This is a genomic window from Petrotoga mexicana DSM 14811 (assembly GCF_002895565.1).
Taxonomy (GTDB): domain Bacteria; phylum Thermotogota; class Thermotogae; order Petrotogales; family Petrotogaceae; genus Petrotoga; species Petrotoga mexicana.
This window is the reverse complement of record NZ_AZRN01000012.1, coordinates 1-17,614: the sequence shown is the minus strand read 5'-3', so window position 1 is coordinate 17,614 and position 17,614 is coordinate 1. Positions and strand designations below refer to the sequence as shown.

Sequence of the window (17,614 nt, the reverse complement as noted above, 5' to 3'; positions counted from 1 at the left end):
TTGTAAAACGATTTTACTATTTTGAAGGGTTAAAAGAGGATTTTTTATTGTTGAGTCACTGTTTTAAAATTTTAATTACTAAACTAAATAAGGCAATAAAGTAAACCACATTATAAAGACTTCAGGTTAGGTGAAAATTAAGTGGTAAAGAGTTTATTTCATAAAGTGTTTCAAAGCAATTTTGCTAAAAATGTTTTAATTATGGGGGGAGGGACGGCAGGTGCCCAGATCTTGGGTGCAGTTTTCTCTCCAATAATTACGCGTATATATACTCCAGAGGAATATGGTGTTCTGTCCTTGTTCGTTACAATTTTAGGTTTTATAGCAATCACGGCTAGTTTTAAGTATGAAGATGCCATTCCAATAGCAGGAAACGATGAGCAAGCTATTAATGTTCTGGGTTTAAGTTTTTTAATTTTACTTGTTTATGTCGCTTTTTCGGGTGTGCTTTTTTCTCTTTTTGGTAATAGTATTTTAAGTTTTTTAGATGCTCAAGCTTTAATCAATTATAAGTTTTTGATTCCAATTGGAGTTTTTTTTGTAGGAAATTACAATATTTTAATGCGATGGGGATTTAGAAAGAAGAATTTTAAGGCTATTTCTCAAACTAAATTAACTCAAAGTATTACTGGAAATGTGTTAAAAATAGTGTTAGGCTTATTTGGTATTAAGCCGGATGGGCTGCTGATAGGGCAAATAGTTAGTCAGGGGGCAGGTGCGACCACATTATTAAGGCCTCTGGTGCAAAAGGATAAATTCTTACTAAAAAAAATAAATAGGATTAAAGTAATTGAAAGTGCCAAGAGGTACAAAAATTTTCCAATATTTTATGTTCCTGATCAATTGTTAAATTTTGCGGGTTTACAATTACCTGTGTTTTTTATTTCTTTCTTATATGGAACTGAAATTCTTGGTTTATATAGTCTAGCAAATAGTATTATTAACTTACCCATGAGCTTAATTGGACAATCTGTTGGAGATGTTTTCTTTTCAGAAGCCGCAAACATAGGCAGTTCTAATCCAAAAAGAGTAAAAGATCTTTCTCTTAATTTATTCAAAAAACTTTTTGTTATTGGATTAGTGCCACTTCTTGTATTATTGTTTTTTGGTCCATTTCTTTTTTCTTTTGTGTTTGGCCCTGAATGGTATCTATCTGGAGTATACGCCAGAATTTTATCAGTTTTGATTTTCTCGAGACTAATTTTTACACCTATCAGTAGAGTGTATACTATTTATGAGAGACTAAAAGAACAATTACTTGTAGATTTATTAAGAGTGGTCTTAATTATAATGGTCTTTAGTTTAGCACATTTCTTTTCTTTGAATTCTTTTCTTTATATTACCCTTAACTCTTTTGCTGTTATAATTCAGTATTTTATTGGTTTTTTAGTTGCACAAAGAATACTAAACCAAGAAATTAAAAAGAAAGAGAACGTTTGATTTTTTATAATCTTTTTTATCTTTCTCGTTATATAACCAGCCATGAACTTTTAAAGGCGTGGTTAAAGTGTACTTCTGCTGCGATTTGAACAATGCACTTATTGAACTTTATCAACAAGTGTTAATTTAATTAGCCTCGTGAGACGGCTTTGACAATAATCACCTGGCGTTTATAAATGCTATTATATATGAATACAACAATGGACTGGCAGAAGGTTCTGTGAATAAACTAAAAGTTATTAAAAGGATAATGTATGAAAGAAACAAATTTGAGATGTTGAGACAGAAAGTACTTTTTCTTGAGAATAATGGATAGGGTTCAACAATCAGTGGAAAGAACCAGTATTCGGTTAGCCATAGCAATTGTACAGGAGGAAAAGAAAGGTGATAGAGAAGGTAAAATACAATTATATAAGATTTTTGTATTTTAACAAACACAAAAGTCAAAGAGCGATAGCAAAAGAAATGGGGATACACAGAGCGACGGTTAAAAGAGCTATCAAGCAAGGGAGATAGAGGAGAAACTTGGTATCAATCAAAAAGAAGGATAAAGGAAGCAAAGGTAGATACATAAGTATAGCGATGAAGAGTCTTTTGAACTGAGCCATATTATTTGAACTCTTCTTTTAATTTTTGTTATTGGCTTTTAAAAAGGTAGCACCCCTATAAGCTATAATTTAAATGTGTTGATAAAACAATAAAGAATGAGGAAAAACTAAATGAAAGAGATTTTTTTAGAATTAGTTATTTGATTAATAGGAGTTATTATAAAGATTTATTTGCGCTAAAAAGTTTTTCAAATCAAGATACTATTTCTACGGGTGATTCTATTGCTGATAAAGATGTTCTCGAAAGTTTGTTTAGTTATGGCTTTATAGAAAATAGAGGAATCGATGGGGGTAATTCAAATTTAAATAGTGGAGGAACTATTTATAGTATTAATAGATATGGAATTATCGTAAGGGATATCCTTTAGTTTTATGAAAATGTATAGAAATGATGAATGCATTGAAATAATAATTGAAGATCATAAAAATATGAAGCAAAATTAAAAGACATCGAATTATGATCTAACCAATCTTTTTCACGGACATTTAATATTATCTAATGTGTTCTTTTTCTTTTTAATATTTTTTGCTGTATAATTGCCATGAGCTCTCAGTTCTTGATTTTGTGATTTGTAATGATAGTTAGGATCATATTGCTTCACCTCGCTTTAGTATTGTTTGAGAATCCTCCTTTTACAATTATCCTTCTAATACGGCCTTGAAAGGTCAATCAACTATTGGTGCTTCAAATTTTGCAAATTCTGATGATATAAGGTTCAACCCAATAAAATATAAACATCAATCTATTTGGATAGAATGTACTGTAGATTACAAAAATGGTTTATATACAGGAACATGGAATTATTTATTAGTGGTGATAATATGGATGCTGATTTGGTATTTTCAATAAAGAATTCTGACCATAATAAAATTTATGTTGTCAGAGATAATAAAATACTTTTTCGATTAAAAATTAAAGAACCAGATAAAGACAAATATGATTCTTATGACGGAGAATTAGATATAATGATGGATGGAATTAAAAATCATCCTTTTGATAATTTGTATTTTCAAAGAGATAATCATAAAGAAAAGTTCAAAAAATCGATTTATAAGGTATCTTGGCATGGATTTAGTTATAATCAAAATGGAAATATAAAAATGCCAGTTATAAATCTCAAAAACCAAAAAAATCAAAAAGATTTAGAAATAAGACATGAAGGTAAAATTAAAAACGATAAATTGTTTCCATTTCCAATTTGTAGCTTATATATTCCTAAAAATTTTTTTGATAATTCAATAAAATTTCAAAAAATTCAAGATGGAATACCCAAGGACAATATAATTAATGGAAAAAAAGATGTTTTTTCTAGAATTGATTTTTTTATTTTGCCAAAAAATTATAGTGCAAATGACTTTTTTTTGACATCAGCGAGTTTGTTATATTTAATTTCAGATAATACTTTATTTTCTAGAGAATATCATGGTGAAGTTAGAAAACTGAAAAAATATCATCCTTACAAATCTTTAAAAATTATCGATCATGATATTCTTTATAGAATAGTAGAAAATGAAGAAACATATTTACCTGAGTTGGATAATACATATAGCCTATTTATACATAATCCAAATAATTCTTTTGAAGTACTATATAATAGATTAACAATTATAGGGAATGATAGATATTCTCTAAGAGACGAGCATGATAAAGAATTAGAAAAAATAAAAAATATAGATAATAGCAATGATTAAAAAATTAAAAAGCAGGCGATTTGAATAAAAAAGATCGTCTGCTGTTTCGTTCAAATCAAAAAATCATTCGTACGAGGTCAATTCCCAAATTGCCCCTTTATCACAAGAATTGATTGGTGGAAATGTTTCACCAGTTTCTAAATGAATTTTCATTTCTTCATTAGTAGGTTTAGGTGTTCTTGTTCCATCTGTATATTCTACCCACTTGTAATAAGCATTTGCAGGAGATTTTTCACCTGTTCTATATCTTGCTCCTATATGCATAAAATTCACCTCCTTTCTTATTTACTCAATTCAATTGTACCAAAACATAATGGTTATACAAAATGATAAATACTATATATAGAAAATTATAATGAAATAATATAATAAATATAATTTTATCCACTTACTAAAACGAAAAAAGTGTACCACCCTATCGCACAAATCCTGTATAATGAGTTTTATAGCGCCCTTCCCCCGCTTCCCGCCCATAAGGAAAAGGATCTTTGTTAGTGCCCTTCCCCAGCTCCCATCCACAAGGAAAAAATTCTTTTCCCTTTTCATCCAGCTTTCCGCCCTTCTAATGAAGGTGAAAAAATGTTTCACCCAGCTGCTCGCACATTTAAGGAAGTGGGAAAGGGCTTCACCCCGAGTTGAAAATAAAGATATGGTACCATTTCAAAGACATCGAATTATGATCTAACCAATCTTTTTTATGGGCATCTAATATTATTTAATGCGTTCTTTTTCTTTTTAATATTTTTTGCTGTATAATTGTTATGAACTCTCATTTCTTGATTTTGTGATTTGTAATGATAGTTAGGATCATATTTTTTCACACCACTTTAGTATTGCTTGAGGATCCGCCTTTTACAATTATCCTTTTAATACGGCCTTGAAAGGTCAACCAAGTATCGGATTTATGGGCGGAAGGTGGGTAGCGAACAAACTTTTAAACGAACTTAAAAGTTCAGGCAGCATATAAAAAAGGATAGGAGGACCTATGGCACGAATATATAAACTTGATATAAAAAATTTTAGAGGTATTAAAGAATTTTCCTATACTTTTGGTGATTTAAATTTGATATGTTTGGTAGGGAGAGGAGACTCAGGAAAATCATCTGTCTTAAGTGCAATTTTGTATGTGCTTTATCCAAACTGGAATTTATCTTTTTATGATACTGATTTCTACAATTGTGATATAGAACATCCTATCGAGATTGAAGCAACATTAGTAGGGGTTCCTGACGAATTGTTAAGAGAAGATAAATATGGTCTTTATATAAGAGGTATTGATAAAAAAACTAATGCTATTAAAGATGAATTAGAAGATGGATATGAGAAGGCATTAACAGTTAGATTAAAGGTAGAAAAAGATTTAGAACCGAAATGGCATATAATAAATAGCAGACAAGATTCTTTAACTGAAATATCAGCTTATGATAGGGCAAAATTAAACGCATTTATGGTTTCTGACTATTTAGATGTTCATTTCCATTGGAATAAAGGAAGTCCATTATATTCTTTACTAAAACAAGGGGAAAATGTTGCTACCTCCGAAAAGGATACTATTTTAATAGATACAATTAGGCATGCTAAAAATAAGCTCGATAGTTATCCATTTGAACAATTTCAAAAAGTAATTGATATTCTAAAGTCAAAAGCAGAAGAATTAGGGATAAAACTTCCTGACGTGTCTAATTCTATAGACTTCAAAGATATTTTCATAAAAGATGGGAAAATTAGCCTTCACGATGGAAAAATTCCACTCCGTTTAAAAGGTAAAGGGAGTAAAAGATTAGTATCAATCGCATCGCAAATGGCATTGGCTGAAAGTGGAGGTATAATATTAATTGATGAAATAGAACAAGGATTGGAACCAGACAGAGTAAAACATTTAGCGAGAACTTTATATAAAAACAATAAGGGACAAATGTTTATAACTACCCACTCTCAGGGAATAATCGAAGAGCTTGAAGTGGAAAATATTTTAATACTCAATAATGATAATGGTATGGTGCAATGTAAAAAAAGTGATAAAAAATTTCAAGGTGTAATTAGAGCTTGTCCTGAAGCTGTTTATGCAAAAAAGGTTATTGTTTGTGAGGGTAAAACAGAAATTGGAATTTGCCGGGCATTAGATGATTTTAGAATAACAAAAGGGAAAACAAACCTAACAGCATTAGATGTAGTATATACCGGAGGAGGAGGCAATAATCTTTCTGAAAGAGCACGTGAATTAAAGAGACTTGAATTAGATATTTGTGTGCTTTGCGATTCAGATGAAAAAAATTTAAATAATGAAAAAAAGAAAATGAAGGATAAAGGAATTAAGATATTTGACTGGAATGAGAACAATTCAATTGAACAGCAGGTCTTTAATGATTTACCTTGGGATGCAGTAAAAGAGTTGATAGCGTATCAAGAATCTAAAACGTCTGAAGAATCGGTAAAAAATTGTATTGAAGATAAAATTAAAAGAAAATTAGGCAAGGATTGGAAAGAAAATGATGATCTGGAAATTAGAAAAGTACTTGGGGAAGTTGCACGAGATAAAGCTTGGTTTAAACGAATTGACCATGGTGAATTTCTTGGATCGGTTATTTTTAAATACTTTGATAAGATTAAAGACAAAACGTTAGGGAAAAGACTACAAGAACTATCGGGTTGGATAGATAATGAGTGACTATATAGATTTGAAAAATTTTATTTCTAAAAGGAAAAGTCTGTTAATTGCTCCAGCTGGTTGTGGCAAAACTTATACTATCGCAGAATGTTTAAAATATACGGAAGGAGTGCATTTAATACTAACTCACACTCATGCAGGAGTTGCTTCACTTAAAGAAAAAATTAAAGAGAAAGGTATTAAAACTAATAAATACAGAGTTGAAACTATTGATAGTTATGCTCAAAAATACGTTAATGCTTTTTACTGTCGAAACGATGTTCCTGAACAAGACAGTAAAGATTATTTCCCTTTCATTATTGAAAAAGCATTTGAGTTAGTGAAAATAAAGCCAATAAGTGATGTTATTAAATTAACATATGCAGGTTTATTTGTTGATGAATATCAGGATTGTGCAAAAAATCAACACAAATTTATAATGGCATTATCAGAAATTTTACCAACTCATGTATTAGGTGACCCTTTACAAGGAATATTTAGTTTTCGAGAACAGAAATTGGTAGATTTTGATGAGGATTTAAAGGGTTTTGAAAAATTTGATTTGAAGGAACCTTGGAGATGGAAAAATACAAATCCTGAATTGGGAATATGTTTAATGAAAATAAGAAAGAAATTAGAGAACAAAGAAGATATAGATTTGAATACATTTAAAGATGCTATTGAAGTTGTACATATTAATGAAGAAGATATTTCTAAACCACATACTAATTATAATAAAAAAATCTGGGATTTGCTTAATGAAAGCAACCTCTTGATAATTCACCCAGAAAGTAGAAGTATAAATACAAGAATAAAAATAATAAAGAATTTTGAAAATCGGATTTATTTAGTTGAAGCGATTGATGATAAAGACTTCTATAAATTTTCAAAGAATTTTGATAAAAGCACTCCTGATAATATTTATAAAATAATTTATGATTTTATTTCTACGAAGGCAATATTTAAAAAAACAGGAATTGAGAATTGGTTTAATAAAAAATCATTGAAACAGAAAAAGAATGAGAAAGATAGAGAGAAAATAGAACCAATAAGAAAGAATTTAGAAAAATTACAAAATAAAATCTCTTTTTTACTTATTGCTCAAACTTTAAAGCAAATTAAAAATCTTCCAGGGGTATTGTGTTATAGAAAAGAATTATTTAACGATTTATGTAAAGCATTAGAAGAAGCGGAATATAATAACACATCTGTATATGAATCTATGAAAAAAATAAAGAACAGAAAGCGAAAAATAGGAAGAAAAATTGAAGGAAAATGCATAGGAACTACCTTATTAGTTAAAGGATTAGAATTTGACACTGTTGCGGTCTTAAATGCACATAAATTCGAAGATCCTAAAAATTTATATGTTGCTTTAACAAGAGCTTCTCACAAATTGATAGTTTTTACAAATAGTTCAATTCTATCGCCGTATTCTAAACAGAGAAATGTAAATTAGGAAAAATCCTATTTGCAAAATCAAGAAGGCAACTGCACTTACTAAACGAAATGTGTACCAAAAATAAGTGTCTACTAAACGAAAAGTAGGTAGCAATAGCAAATGTTCATTCAAAAAATTAGCGACAGTTTTTAATTGAAAAAACGCCCATGGAGGGCGCCTTTTCAAAAATTATTTCAATATTTCTTTTAGTTCTTCTATGGTTATTTCTAACAAGTTGTCTCCTATGTAATCTATCGTTTTTTCGTCTGCTTTTCTTATCTTATCTTTTATTTCTTCAGTTAGTTGGTTACCGAACCTTTTGCTTAATATTCTAATTGCAAACTCTTTTTCACCTTCAATTTTTCCTTTTCTTTCTCCTTCTTTTACACCTTCCAATTTAGCCTTTTCTCTGTCTCTTTTTGCTATCTCTTCTAATGTGTTAAACATTTTTGGCACCTCCATTTCTTTTAGCTCTTCGAACCTTTCTTCTATCTCTTTGTAATCTGTCCTCTTTCCGAACAGTTCTATGAATGCGTTTCTGTGTTTATTAAATTTCTCTTTTTCTTCTTCCGGCAACTTTGATATTATCTCTTCATTTATAATCTTTAGCAACTCTTCCGCATTTTTTACCCTTACGTTTGGTTTGTCCGTTAATAAGATTACCCCTAGTGCCTTCTTCATGTTTATTATCGTTTCTTCTTTTATATTACTTAAATTTATTAGTTCATAATTTGCTTTTATTAAGTATTCTTCCATGTTTTTTATCTCTGTTATCTTGTCTTTTACGTCCATTGGTGATGTCCATTTCGCTTTTCCATCGTAAAAGACCATCCCTATTATGACTGGTAGTTTGAATCCTTTTTGCTCTGATTCTTTTTTGTGACTATTCACATATCGTTCCCATATTCTTAACTTGTATGCCAACATCCTGAATGCCATCAATTGGTCAACTTTACTTTGATGCTCTAACAATAAGTATATGTATATATCTTGACCGTTTCCTTGAACCCCCTTCGGGGCGTTTCCTTTTTCTATCTTGTATAGTATGTCCGATCTTTTTACGGAGAAGTCTTTGCCTATTAGTTCAGTTTGTTCACGTTTTAAATCTGTTTCTTTTATTTGTTTTGTTATCTCTCTTGGTAGAAAGGCTTTTAGGAAGTCATAGAATACGGTTCTGTCTTCAAATAATTCTTTGAATATGGAATCTTTTATTGGATTAGACATAAGCTTCTCCTTTTTGGTTTATTTTTTGTTGTGTTTAGCGCCCCTTCGCCCCGCTGCCCACCCCATAAAATTAGTGAAGTGTTTTCTTTGTCAACTTAATTATACCATATCTTTTTGAAGGTGTGTTATCTCATCATATAACTTCTGTATAATAAGTTTTATAGCGCCCTTCCCCCGCTGCCCGCCCATAAAAAAAAAGGTGTCATTTTAAAGACATTGAATTATGATCTAACCAATTTTTTTATTGACATCTAATATTATCTAATGCGTTCTTTTTCTTTTTAATATTTTTTGCTGTATAATTGCTGTGAACTCTCAGTTCTTGATTTTGTAATCTGTAATGATAATTAGGGTCATATTTTTTCACCTCTTGAAGTGCTATATAATAGATTAGCAATGATAGGGGAAGAAGATATTTTCTAAGAGACGAGCATGATAAAGAATTAGAAAGAATAAGAAATAAAGATAAAAGTAATGACTGAAAATTAAAAAGCAGACGATTTGAATAAAGAATTTTACGATCTTTGTATTTTAACAAATACAAAAGTCAAAGAGAGATAGCAAAAGAAATGGGGTACACAGAGCAACAGTTAAAAGAGCTATCAAGTAAGGAAGATAGAAGAGAAACTTGGTATCAATCAAAAAGGAAGATAAAGGAAGCAAAGCTAAATACATAAGTATAGCGATATTGATGAACTAAGATATGTGCAGTTATCGTTAGCAATAGCAATGGCTGAAGGGAAAGTGAAAGAGGGCGGGAAAAACAAAATGAGTGATAAGAAATGGTTCAACAAAGGTGCTAAAGCTGGCAAAGTTGAGAAACGTGAAAAGCTACTAAAGACTTACGAGAAAGCTATCGAGGTAATTTCAAAGTATGCCGTAACCTTGTTTATTAAAGGTTTTGAACTTAGCGAGCTTGGGAGACATAAAAAAGCACTAAAGACTTACAAAAAAATCATCAAGTTATTTCCCCAGCTTGACGTAGCCTGGTTCTACAAAGGTTTTGAACTTAGCAAGCTTGGGAGACACAAAAAAGCGCTAAAGGCTTACGAGAAAGCAATCGAGATATATCCACAGTATGCCGAAGCCTGGTCCAACAAAGGTGTTGCACTTAGCGAACTCGGGAGACACAAAGATGCACTAAAGGCCCACAAAAAAGCCATAGAGATAAATCCACAGTTTGCCTTGGCATACACCAACTTAGGAGAACTATTTTTTAAACTTGGGAATCTTAAAAAAGCTTCTGAAAATGTTGAAAAGGCACTCAAGATAGAGAGCGATCTTGTACCTGCATTGAATTTACAAGGCAGAATCAAAATTGAAGAAAAAGACTATGATGCTGCAAGTGAATCCTTTAAACTGGCAATGTCTTTGGATGGAGCTAATCCAGTACATTTCCTCTGGGATACTTATACCAACTATCTTAAGATAGGATTCAATTTGGATTCAGAATATAAAAAGTATCAAGAAGAAGTCGCCACAATCATAAGAAACCTGGAAAAGATGAATGAAACGTTGTCGAAAAACCAAAAACAGGAAAAAGAGATGAGGGCGTATGTCCTGTATTTTTTAGGGCACTTCTACCTTAAAAGTAATGATATCTTAACAGCAAAAGAAAAACTTCAAGAATGTATCAAATTAAAATCAAAATCCTCAATAAAGGCACCCGCTCGTGAATTGCTCGGCAATATTTGGAACTATCGGATTAAGCCACCCTGGTGGCGCTGGTGGTTAAATTCCCCTTTATATCGCTGGCCTAAGAGGTTCGGATTTTCCATTCTTTTACTGCTTATTTTTGCATTGTTGCTGCTTCACCCATTTATTCCTGGGTGGTTTCCTTCTCTTCAAATAAACTGGTCTCTTTATGTATTTCTTATTGTACTTTTAATAATTATCCTTTTTTTACCAAACATAAAACGCATTCAGATAAAAGGTATTGAAGTAGAACTACAATCTCCTCCCCCCTATGAGCCTGTTCTATCTCCTACGGTAATGGAAGAAATAATGAAGGAAATAGAAGCAAAATATACGAAATTAGAATAACTGAGGTGCAAACAATTTTAACCAAGTTTCCAACGTTTTTGTAACTGTCAAACACAGGAATATCATCTGTTGGACCAATTGTCGGAATACTTTCTAAAACACTTAAAAGTATCGAAAGCGGTGCAAAAAGCGGGGGTGAAAAAAATAAGCGATAAAAAAAGGATGAATTTGAGCTATTAGAAGATTTTTTCAGCGATTATTATAAAATTTTTGATAAGGATCTTTTTCCTGTAAATTCTCATTTAGAATGTAGTGAATCTCCTGATTTTATAATTAAGTTTGATAATGAAAAAATCGGGATAGAGATCACAGAAACTATTCATGAAAGTAGGAAGGCAAGCGAAAAATTAGAAGATATGATTTGTAAAAACATAAAAAAATACTTAGAGGAAGAAGATATTAAAATAGATATTTGGTTTTTTTTCTCTGATAGCTTAGCTTCTGATATAAGCAAAAGAAACCAAAAAACCAAAAGAAACGAAATAAAAGATAGCCAATTTATTAAAGACTTTACTGAAGAATACATAAAATATATAATAGCAAGAAGAAATAAGGAATATTCTTCGTTTGAAGAATTCTGTGAATCAAATAAAAATTCTTTAATATGTAAATATTTAGTAGGTGAACCAATAGAAAAACTTTATAGTGAGAAACTTAAAATACGTGAAGGAGGAGGGGATTATGTCTCGATTAATTATTATAAAAAGAAATTACCCGAAATAATAAATAAAAAGATTGAAAAAATCCCCCTTTACAGAGAGAAAGTTGATAAAATATATTTATTAATAATCACATCATGTGAGCCATCTAAAGATCTGAATTTTCTAGCTGGCGACATCGAAAATGTAAGGGAAATACTTAATTCATATACTAAAGGAGAAAATAATTTCGATAAAATATTTTTATATAATGAGAACTACTATGAGCCACACATAATAAAATCTGATTAATAGTTAAGGCAGTTGCATTTACCAAACGAAAAGTGTACCCGATTATACAAAGTGTGTCCGCCCACCCATGAGAAAAAAGCCTTTTCCCACTTTACTCCCCAACTCATCCATGAGGAAAATGGGAAAGGGTTTTGCCCTGTTACCTATCTAAAAATATCAGCTAGTGTTTTGCTTACTACCATTATTTCAATAACTCTTTTAGGTCCTCTATAGTTATTTCTAACAAGTTGTCTCCTATGTAATCTATCGTCTTTTCATCTGCTTTTCTTATCTTATCTTTTATTTCTTCAGTTAGTTGGTTGCCGAATCTCTTGCTTAAGTTTTTTATAATAAATTCTATAAATCTTTTTCTTTCTTCAAGTTTCCCCTCTCTTTCTCCTTCTAATTTACCTTCGTTTCTCAACTTTTCAGCTATTGTCATCACTATTTCACCCCTTCCATACTTTCCCTTCAATGTAGCTTTTGTGTTCCATCAGAATGTATATGTAGCCATCTTGTTCTTTTATCTTTGTTTTGTACAACTTTTTTATGTGCTTCGTTAATTTATCTTTAAAGGAATTAATTAAGAGACCTTCTTCAAAAGATGTCTTCAAAATCAGTGTAGAAACTTTTGGTGAGTTTGTTTACTTCGTGGACTAGGTTAATTTACCTGAAGGATTAGCATTAATGGTGTAATAAAAAATGGGAAGAATTCTTTTTACTGTTAAAATGTGAAAAAATTTTTGCTTTTAATAAGCCCCAATATAATTGAATAGTTTTAGTTAATTTTTCTTTTTTTAATAGAGTTGCAGGGTTTAACTTGCCTTTTTCTATAAATTCCTGGTATTCGCTTAAAACTTGCTTGGTTTCATCAAGAGATTGTTTTATGGAGTCTCCATATAACATTAAACCCATGGAGTATAGGTAAGTATAGTAGAGTTTTTCTTTTGTATCGTGGTATAGAATTAAGCCAGAATCTTTGCCTAATTTGTAGGCTCTGAGAACTGTAAGCATTACATGCTACCCCCTTCTTTTTGAAAAGCAAATAGAAACTTTGAAGACTCTAGAACTTAAGAGATAGCGCCCCTTCGCCCCGCAGCCCGCCCATCTAAGGAAAGAGGCCTTTTTCCCTTTCACTCCGCAACTCACTTATGAGGAAATGGGAAAGGTTTTTGCCCTGTTACCTATCCAAAAATATCAGATAGTGTTTTACTTACTGCCATTATTTCAATAACTCTTTTAGTTCTTCTATGGTTATTTCAAATATGTTGTCAATTATTTGGTTTATTCTTCTTTCTTCAGCTTCTTTTATCTTCTCTTTCATCTCTTGTGTAAATTCTTTTCCAAATCGTTTATTTAATAACTTTATAGCTACTTCCCTTCTGTCTTCAAGTTTCCCTTCTCTTTCACCTTCTAATTTACCTTCGTTTCTCAACTTTTCAGCTATCGTCATAACTATTTCACCCCTTCCAGGCATTATTTCTTTTTGTACTTTTAATATCTCCTCTATCGTTACATCTTCCCTTACGTTTAGTAAATAGACCATACACTCTTCAAACCATTCATGTACCTCTTCTTCTGGTAGTTGTTTTATGTATTCAAATACCCTTCTTAATCTTTCTTTAAATTCTTCTTTGGTCATTGCCGTTCCTGCTCTCATTGCTTCTATTGCAACTTTCATCGCTGTTAATCCTATTATCCTTTTTTTTCCTTTGATCGAGAAATCACATATTTCATATCGGTATGTAGGTAAGTATGTTTTTAGTTCATTTGATAAATCTTCTATCCCTTGCACCATATTTGATAAGTTCGTTTCTACGTTCCAGATTTCTCTCCCATGGTATATTACTATTGGTATTATTATTGGTACCTTTTTTGTTTTGGGATCGTATTTTTCTTCCCATATGCTCGTAATGTATCTCAACAGTTGAAAGATTACTTTCCCTTCAATGTAGCTTTTGTGTTCCATCAGAATGTATATATAGCCATCTTGTCCTTTTATCTTTGTTTTATACAACATATCCGAGAGGCTTTCTCTTAGGTTTTCATCAACATGACTGTTGTTTTCAGGAATTAAATAATCTAGGTATACTATTTCTACAGCTTCTTGAGGGAGATAGTTCCATAAGAAATCTCGAGCTATCCTTATGTCACTGAAAATTCGTTTGAAGAATAGATCATGAGGATTGTGCACTAATTCATTCATATTTGGTCTCTCTTTTTTGTAAGATTTGAGTTATTCAACTTAATTATACCATATCTTTTTGAAGGTGTGCTAACTTATTACTCAACTAGCATATAATAAGTTTTATAGCGCCCTTCCCCCGCTCCCCACCCGTGAGGAAAAGGAAGCTTTTTTACTTTTTCACACCGCTGCCCGCCCATTTAAGGAAGAGATTCTGTCGACCTCTCCCCGCAGACCACCCATGAAAAAAGGCTTTTACCTTTTCACTCCGCTATCCGTCCATATAAGGAAAGAGGAAGAAGTTTTGCTCCGCTTCCCACCTGTGTCTGCTAAACGAAAAGTAGTTAGCAATAACAAATGTTCATTAAAATTAACAACAGTTTTTAATTGAAAAAACGCCCATGGAGGGCGTCTTTTCAGAAATTATTTAAGTAACTCTTTTAGTTCTTCTAGTGTAATATTTAGAATGTTCTTCTTTATTTGGTTTATGGTTTCTTCATTTGCTTTTCTGATCTTTTCTTCTAATCTCTTATCAAAATCTTTTGCAAACCTTTGGTTCAGAATCTCAATTATTAATTCTTTTCTTTCTTCAATTTTGCCTTTTCTTTCACCTTTTTCTACACCTTCTTCAAATAATGAGGCTCCTATCTTTGTCATTCGTATCACCTCTTTCAGTTTGTTTATGTACTCTTCCCTTACATAATTATCAGAGAACCCTAATAACGATCCTATTACTGCTTCTTTTTTGTCTTCATCCGGTATAGTGATTGCTAACTCTAACGCTTCTTTTGTCACTTCTTCTTCGCTTTTTTCGTTTTTCATCAAGGGTAAGAATACTAAATCCATTAAGTCTTTATCCGTTAGTTCTTCTTCTTTTTCTATCTTTCCTTTTATCTCTTCATACCTTTTTATTCCATCGTACTTTATCATGAATACTTGTAAAACTTTGTATTTATTTAAACCCATGTCTAATTCATTTTCTGCACTTTCGTATTTCCCTGAGTATATTACCACCGTGTTTATCTTTCTTCTTTCTTTTTGGTATAACGCTATGTCGTATTGTGCAAATCTTAGTAAGTCTGCTTTCTTCCATGAGGATACGTCATTTGCATCGCAAATGAGGTTTTGGAAAGAGTTTTTGAAGCATTACAAGTGAAACTTTTTGCACAAAGCCGCAAAATGCTTCGCAAATCAGATTTTGGAAATAGTTTCTAAGGCATTACAAATAAAGCTTTTTGCACAAAGCTGCAAAAATCCATGTTTCTGTCTGATACGTTTATTACAGGTAGTTCTGTTGGTTTTACTGAGATTATCTTTGGTAAGTTTAATTCATAATATTTGAGTGTTTCGTTTTTGAATAGTACTGACATCTTTTTGAAGATAATGTCCTGACGGTTGTGGGTTATGTTAGTGCCTTTCATCAGCTCCCCCTTTTGGTTACACGATAGTTTGTTGAACTATTTATATTATACCATATGTTTTTAAAGGTGGGTTATCTTATCATATAACTCTTGTATAATAAGTTTTATAGCGCCCTTCCCCCGCTGCCCTCCCATAAGGAAAGAGGAAGAAGTTTTGCTCCGCTCCCCACCCATGAGAAAAGGTTTTTACCTTTCACCAAGCTATCCTCACACAGTTAACCCTTTCACTAAAAACCACAATTTTGTGGTATAATAATACTAACTTTAGAGTTACTTACTCATGAGTTACTAACTCGTGAGTAAGTTATAGAGGTGACTTATATGTTTATTGGTAGAGAATCGGAATTAACCGCTTTAAACAAATTATATCAAGAAGACAAGTTCCAATTTGTTGTTGTATATGGAAGAAGAAGGGTTGGGAAAACCACCTTACTTTTGGAATTTTGCAAAGAAAAGCCTTTTATATTTTTTGTTGCCGATGAATCAGTAGATAGCGTTTCATTAGAAAAGTTTTCTAAAGAGGTTTTTTCGTTTTTCAATTTAAAGGGCTTAACTGGGTTTAATTCCTGGGAAGAAGCTTTTCTCTTTATTGCAAATAGAACAAGAGAAGAAAGATTGGGGATAGTAATTGATGAGTTTCAATATTTAGTGAATGCGAATCGTAGTATTCCATCGATTTTACAGAAATTGATAGATCATAGTTTGAAAGACACCAAATTATTTTTGATAATCTGTGGTTCATATGTTAGTTTTATGGAAAACGAAGTTTTAGGTTATAAAAGTCCGTTGTATGGGAGAAGAACCGCACAATTTGAGATTACCCCTTTTGGTTTTTTTGACAGTCGAAAGTTTTTCCCAGAATATTCAAGGGAGGAACAAGTCAACACATATGGGGTTTTAGGGGGTACACCACAATACTTGGTCACCTTTGATGAAAAAGTGGACGTTTATGAAAATATAAAACAAAAAATATTATTTAAATCATCGTATCTTAATGAAGAACCTACATTCTTGCTAAGACAAGAATTAAGGGAGCCTTTGATTTATAATTCGATTTTAGAAGCTTTAGCAGAAGGAAATGGAAAATTGAATGAAATTTCCTCAAGAATCAGTTTCGATAATTCCAAAGTGGCTAAGTATTTGGAAACCTTGATTGATCTAAAGATCGTTGAAAGAATAAAACCTGAACCAATAGGCAGAAAAAGCAGGGGGAGTATTTTCAAGATTAAGGATAATTTTTTTAAATTTTGGTATAGGTTTGTTTTTAAAAACAAAGCATTAATTGAACAAGGATTGGCGGATTTCGTTATACAAAATAAAATAAAGCCATTTATGAATGAGTATATAGGCCCCATTTTTGAAGATATTTCTGTTGAAATCCTGAAAAAAATGAATGCCGATGGTAAATTGCCATTCATCTTTGAAAATATTGGCAAGTGGTGGGGTAATAATCCTATTAAAAAGAGGGAAGAAGAAATCGATATAGTAGCCTACGATAAGAAAAACATTCTTCTTGGTGAATGCAAATGGCATAATTCATTGGTAGATATGTCAGTAGTTAAAAAACTTATGGATAAAGGGGCTTTATTTCATTTTGAGAATAAATTTTATATACTTTTCTCGAAAAACGGTTTTACGAAAGAAACTTTGAATTTTGCCAAAGCCAGCAATAATGTTATTTTAATAAGTTTTAAAGATTTTGTGTCTTCTAAAATGAAGAATTAATTTGATTTTCTCCTCGAAAATAGTGGGTAATTAAGTTAGAGTTGAATTAAATTTACCCAAGCCAGATGGAGAAACACCCCGAAAGTGGCGGAATGACTACTTCACTACCCACAGCAGTCAGGAAAAACGCTACCTTAAGCGAGTCACTTACTAAACGAAAAGTGTACCGAAAATAAGTGTCTGCTAAACGAAAAGTAGTTAGCAATAGCAAAGGTTCATTCAAATTAGCAACAGTTTTTAATCGGGTAGGAGGTAGATA

At 31.5% G+C, this 17,614-nt stretch carries 18 protein-coding genes; 10 read left to right on the top strand and 8 right to left on the bottom strand.

Going from position 1 to position 17,614, the window contains the following annotated elements; all coding sequences use genetic code 11:
* Positions 1-141: 141 nt before the first annotated feature.
* The 4 genes from X927_RS03355 to X927_RS03340 all read left to right on the top strand — a co-directional run bounded on the left by X927_RS03355 (position 142) and on the right by X927_RS03340 (position 3,740).
* Complete coding sequence (locus X927_RS03355) at positions 142-1,440, top strand: lipopolysaccharide biosynthesis protein (protein WP_211287804.1); 1,299 nt, start codon at positions 142-144, stop codon at positions 1,438-1,440.
* Between the two features lie 384 nt (positions 1,441-1,824).
* A complete protein-coding gene (locus tag X927_RS10100) occupies positions 1,825-1,956 on the top strand; it encodes a helix-turn-helix domain-containing protein (protein WP_169925115.1) in 132 nt (43 codons plus the stop codon).
* Between the two features lie 232 nt (positions 1,957-2,188).
* Positions 2,189-2,416, top strand: coding sequence for a hypothetical protein (locus tag X927_RS03345; protein WP_041534104.1), 228 nt, complete (start codon positions 2,189-2,191; stop codon positions 2,414-2,416).
* Between the two features lie 454 nt (positions 2,417-2,870).
* Positions 2,871-3,740 carry a hypothetical protein gene (locus X927_RS03340; RefSeq protein WP_103076694.1) on the top strand — a complete coding sequence of 290 codons (870 nt, stop codon included), beginning with the start codon at positions 2,871-2,873 and terminating at the stop codon, positions 3,738-3,740.
* Between the two features lie 63 nt (positions 3,741-3,803).
* Here the strand turns inward: X927_RS03340 and X927_RS03335 are convergent, their stop codons facing one another.
* On the bottom strand, positions 3,804-4,004 hold the full coding sequence (locus X927_RS03335; protein ID WP_103076693.1) for a YjzC family protein: 201 nt from the start codon (positions 4,002-4,004) through the stop codon (positions 3,804-3,806).
* A gap of 721 nt (positions 4,005-4,725) precedes the next feature.
* Between X927_RS03335 and X927_RS03325 the strand changes: the two genes are divergently transcribed.
* On the top strand, positions 4,726-6,408 hold the full coding sequence (locus tag X927_RS03325) for an ATP-dependent nuclease (protein WP_103076691.1): 1,683 nt from the start codon (positions 4,726-4,728) through the stop codon (positions 6,406-6,408).
* On the top strand, positions 6,401-7,846 hold the full coding sequence (locus tag X927_RS03320; RefSeq protein WP_103076690.1) for a UvrD-helicase domain-containing protein: 1,446 nt from the start codon (positions 6,401-6,403) through the stop codon (positions 7,844-7,846). The genes X927_RS03325 and X927_RS03320 overlap by 8 nt, the downstream gene beginning before the upstream one ends.
* A 171-nt stretch (positions 7,847-8,017) precedes the next feature.
* On the opposite strand, the gene X927_RS03315 is transcribed toward X927_RS03320, so the two are convergent.
* Positions 8,018-9,052 (bottom strand): Rpn family recombination-promoting nuclease/putative transposase, encoded by a 1,035-nt coding sequence (locus tag X927_RS03315; protein WP_103076689.1) that lies wholly within the window; start codon positions 9,050-9,052, stop codon positions 8,018-8,020.
* A 524-nt stretch (positions 9,053-9,576) separates the two neighbouring features.
* On the opposite strand from X927_RS03315, the gene X927_RS10145 reads away from it, so the two are divergent.
* From X927_RS10145 to X927_RS03305, 3 genes are all read left to right on the top strand, one after another.
* Positions 9,577-9,729, top strand: coding sequence for a hypothetical protein (locus X927_RS10145; protein WP_169925114.1), 153 nt, complete (start codon positions 9,577-9,579; stop codon positions 9,727-9,729).
* Between the two features lie 91 nt (positions 9,730-9,820).
* Positions 9,821-11,095, top strand: coding sequence for a tetratricopeptide repeat protein (locus X927_RS03310; RefSeq protein ID WP_169925113.1), 1,275 nt, complete (start codon positions 9,821-9,823; stop codon positions 11,093-11,095).
* Positions 11,096-11,451: 356 nt separating this feature from the next.
* A complete protein-coding gene (locus tag X927_RS03305) occupies positions 11,452-12,045 on the top strand; it encodes a hypothetical protein (RefSeq protein ID WP_103076687.1) in 594 nt (197 codons plus the stop codon).
* A 181-nt stretch (positions 12,046-12,226) separates the two neighbouring features.
* On the opposite strand, the gene X927_RS03300 is transcribed toward X927_RS03305, so the two are convergent.
* The 6 genes from X927_RS03300 to X927_RS03275 all read right to left on the bottom strand — a co-directional run bounded on the left by X927_RS03300 (position 12,227) and on the right by X927_RS03275 (position 15,630).
* The gene (locus X927_RS03300) at positions 12,227-12,466 is read right to left on the bottom strand and encodes an RpnC/YadD family protein (RefSeq protein ID WP_103076686.1); all 240 of its coding nucleotides are present in this window, start codon (positions 12,464-12,466) and stop codon (positions 12,227-12,229) included.
* A 7-nt stretch (positions 12,467-12,473) separates the two neighbouring features.
* A complete protein-coding gene (locus X927_RS10455) occupies positions 12,474-12,566 on the bottom strand; it encodes an Rpn family recombination-promoting nuclease/putative transposase (protein ID WP_425440362.1) in 93 nt (30 codons plus the stop codon).
* 142 nt (positions 12,567-12,708) lie between these two features.
* Positions 12,709-13,038 (bottom strand): hypothetical protein, encoded by a 330-nt coding sequence (locus X927_RS03290; RefSeq protein ID WP_103076684.1) that lies wholly within the window; start codon positions 13,036-13,038, stop codon positions 12,709-12,711.
* A gap of 208 nt (positions 13,039-13,246) precedes the next feature.
* Positions 13,247-14,230, bottom strand: coding sequence for an Rpn family recombination-promoting nuclease/putative transposase (locus X927_RS03285; protein WP_103076683.1), 984 nt, complete (start codon positions 14,228-14,230; stop codon positions 13,247-13,249).
* A gap of 402 nt (positions 14,231-14,632) precedes the next feature.
* Complete coding sequence (locus tag X927_RS03280) at positions 14,633-15,223, bottom strand: RpnC/YadD family protein (RefSeq protein ID WP_103076682.1); 591 nt, start codon at positions 15,221-15,223, stop codon at positions 14,633-14,635.
* Positions 15,224-15,420: 197 nt separating this feature from the next.
* Positions 15,421-15,630 (bottom strand): hypothetical protein, encoded by a 210-nt coding sequence (locus X927_RS03275; protein ID WP_103076681.1) that lies wholly within the window; start codon positions 15,628-15,630, stop codon positions 15,421-15,423.
* A gap of 321 nt (positions 15,631-15,951) precedes the next feature.
* Here X927_RS03275 and X927_RS03270 point away from each other — a divergent pair, with 321 nt between their 5' ends.
* Positions 15,952-17,355, top strand: a complete 1,404-nt coding sequence (locus X927_RS03270) for an AAA family ATPase (protein WP_103076680.1) — start codon at positions 15,952-15,954, stop codon at positions 17,353-17,355.
* Positions 17,356-17,614: the final 259 nt, after the last annotated feature.

Excerpts from the sequence above, each read along its gene's own strand:
- X927_RS03340 (WP_103076694.1), top strand. The coding sequence starts at position 2,871 with ATGGATGCTGATTTGGTATTTTCAATAAAGAATTCTGACCATAATAAA.
- X927_RS03335 (WP_103076693.1), bottom strand. The coding sequence starts at position 4,004 with ATGCATATAGGAGCAAGATATAGAACAGGTGAAAAATCTCCTGCAAAT.
- X927_RS03325 (WP_103076691.1), top strand. The coding sequence starts at position 4,726 with ATGGCACGAATATATAAACTTGATATAAAAAATTTTAGAGGTATTAAA.
- X927_RS03320 (WP_103076690.1), top strand. The coding sequence starts at position 6,401 with ATGAGTGACTATATAGATTTGAAAAATTTTATTTCTAAAAGGAAAAGT.
- X927_RS03315 (WP_103076689.1), bottom strand. The coding sequence starts at position 9,052 with ATGTCTAATCCAATAAAAGATTCCATATTCAAAGAATTATTTGAAGAC.
- X927_RS03310 (WP_169925113.1), top strand. The coding sequence starts at position 9,821 with ATGAGTGATAAGAAATGGTTCAACAAAGGTGCTAAAGCTGGCAAAGTT.
- X927_RS03305 (WP_103076687.1), top strand. The coding sequence starts at position 11,452 with ATGATTTGTAAAAACATAAAAAAATACTTAGAGGAAGAAGATATTAAA.
- X927_RS03300 (WP_103076686.1), bottom strand. The coding sequence starts at position 12,466 with ATGACAATAGCTGAAAAGTTGAGAAACGAAGGTAAATTAGAAGGAGAA.
- X927_RS03290 (WP_103076684.1), bottom strand. The coding sequence starts at position 13,038 with ATGCTTACAGTTCTCAGAGCCTACAAATTAGGCAAAGATTCTGGCTTA.
- X927_RS03285 (WP_103076683.1), bottom strand. The coding sequence starts at position 14,230 with ATGAATGAATTAGTGCACAATCCTCATGATCTATTCTTCAAACGAATT.
- X927_RS03275 (WP_103076681.1), bottom strand. The coding sequence starts at position 15,630 with ATGAAAGGCACTAACATAACCCACAACCGTCAGGACATTATCTTCAAA.
- X927_RS03270 (WP_103076680.1), top strand. The coding sequence starts at position 15,952 with ATGTTTATTGGTAGAGAATCGGAATTAACCGCTTTAAACAAATTATAT.